General features: G+C 46.4%; 1 protein-coding gene and 2 pseudogenes. 1 reads left to right on the forward strand and 2 read right to left on the reverse strand.

The window, feature by feature from the left end; genetic code table 11:
• Positions 1-255 precede the first annotated feature (255 nt).
• On the forward strand, positions 256-1050 hold the full coding sequence (locus IQ242_RS22860) for an Rpn family recombination-promoting nuclease/putative transposase (protein WP_193961527.1): 795 nt from the start codon (positions 256-258) through the stop codon (positions 1048-1050).
• Between the two features lie 64 nt (positions 1051-1114).
• On the opposite strand, the pseudogene IQ242_RS22865 reads toward IQ242_RS22860, so the two are convergent.
• Positions 1115-1914 (reverse strand): annotated as a pseudogene (locus IQ242_RS22865) (6-bladed beta-propeller).
• Positions 1915-2145: 231 nt separating this feature from the next.
• A pseudogene (locus IQ242_RS22870) lies at positions 2146-2290 on the reverse strand (succinyldiaminopimelate aminotransferase); the annotation flags it as partial.

Below are 2290 nucleotides of genomic sequence, written 5' to 3' on the forward strand. Positions count from 1 at the left end.
GTGGGGTAAAATCGGTAGCGATAGCTTTTCCATACCTCACATTTTAGCATATATTTCGTAAATGTGCTAATATTTAACAGTAAAGCCGTCGTAGAACGACGGGGTTTCAGACCCAAATTTTCGATGAGTAGAATTAAATTTTGCCGATAATGTATTCTGCACTACGATTCGCCTCGGCAACAGTTACGGCGAATACAGGATGTCAACACCGGCGATCGAGGGTATCCTAGGAGAAACGGAAAGTAATCCCTGACGATGTTTGATAATATTTGTAAATTTATTGCCGAAAACTTCTCCGATGATCTAGCCACTTGGTTATTGGGTTCTCCCCTCTCCTTAACCGTCCTCGACCCGACGGAATTACAATTAGACCCCATTCGTGCCGATTCTCTGATTTTTTTGCAGTCAGAGGAATTAATTCTCCATACCGAATTTCAAACCGACCCCGACTCCAAAATTCCCTTCCGAATGCTCGATTATCGCATTCGCGTCTATCGTCGTCATCCCCAAAAACAAATGCGTCAAGTGGTAATTTATCTGCGACGCAGTGACTCTCCCCTCGTGCAAGAAAATACTTTCCGTCTTGGGGAAACCTTTCATTCTTTTCAAGTCATCCGTCTTTGGGAAGAAAATACACCGCAATTTTTCCATCATCCCGGTTTATTACCCTTTGCCGTCCTCAGCAATACTGATGACCCCGAACAGGTGTTAAGTCAGGTGTCCCGTTCTCTAGAAACTATTTCCGAAAAACAGGTGCAAAGCAATCTCGCTGCCGCTACCAGTATTCTCGCCGGGTTAGTATTAAATCGAGAGACGATTAAAAAAATTCTTCGGAGTGACATTATGAGAGAATCCGTCATCTATCAAGATATTTTAGAGGAAGGCAGAGAGGAAGGCGAGGAAAAGGGACTACAAAAAGGTAAAGAAGAAAAAGCTCGACAAATTGCCCTAAAAATGCTATCTGCTGGCTTTCTTGTCCCAGAAATCGCCCAATTTACCGATTTATCCCCCGCAACTATCGAGGAATTACAAAGACAGCAGCACAATTAAAGCTTTTAACCGCAAAGGGTGGGGAATTGGCAAAATTTTGGCTCATCTCCCCACCCCACACCGATTAACGACGTTTAGCTAGGCGACGCACCACTAAACCACCACCTAGTATGCCTAATCCGATAATACCAGAAGGTTCGGGCGTGGACACTGGCGGAGGACTCGTCGGACTGAATACCTGTACGCGGTTGTTGTTCGTATCGACTACATAGATATTACCACCGCTACCGACCGCGATACCGAAGGGGAAAACGAACTGACCGTTCCCCGTACCGGAGCTACCGAAAGTGGACTGGAAGACACCACCGGAGTTGAATACCTGTACGCGGTTGTTCTCCGTATCGGCTACATAGATATTACCACCGCCATCGACCGCGATACCGAAGGGGCTATTGAACTGACCGTTCCCCGTACCGGAGCTACCGAAAGTGGACTGGAAGACACCACCGGAGTTGAATACCTGTACGCGGTTGTTGTTCGTATCGACTACATAGATATTACCAGTGCTATCGAAGGCGATACCGGAGGGGAAAACGAACTGACCGTTCCCCGTACCGGAGCTACCGAAAGTGGACTGGAAGACACCACCGGAGTTGAATACCTGTACGCGGTTGTTCTCCGTATCGGCTACATAGATATTACCACCGCTACCGACCGCGATACCTTTGGGGAGATTGAACTGACCGTTCCCCGAACCGGAGCTACCGAAAGCGAAAGAAAAAGAAAAACTGGCTGCAGTGGCACTGCTGGCGATACTAATACATCCGATCGCAGTGGCCGTGACTAGGGAAAAGGATTTCAGCCGAGCCTTTGATAAGCTCTGCCTCTCCCCCCCCCATAATTGATAAGTTGGGCTAATGACATAAGACTTTATAAAATTAAACTTTTTGTAACCTACTCCTTCTTCTAGCAATTGTCAAGGACTTTTTCCAAAGGTGTGAAATTTTTGGGGCAAAAATTCACTAATTACGCTTCTTTACGCCCTAAAGCTACTTTTAATTGTCAGTTTTGACCGTTGAAAGATAGTATTAAAGCCAGAAACCCAGGGTAAAATCAGGGTTTCACTTTAGGCCAAACTCAGGTTAAACATCGGTTTTATCCCAAAAAAGCCCCAATTTTCTCTACGGCAGCCTCTAGAATATCGGGATCGTGAACTAAGGCAAAACGCACATACCCCTCACCACCCTTACCAAAACCGGAACCGGGGGAAACAGCGACACCGGTTTGGGCCACCAATTGC

This window comes from Microcystis sp. LEGE 08355 (genome assembly GCF_015207185.1).
In the GTDB taxonomy this organism is placed as follows: Bacteria; Cyanobacteriota; Cyanobacteriia; order Cyanobacteriales; family Microcystaceae; genus Microcystis; species Microcystis panniformis.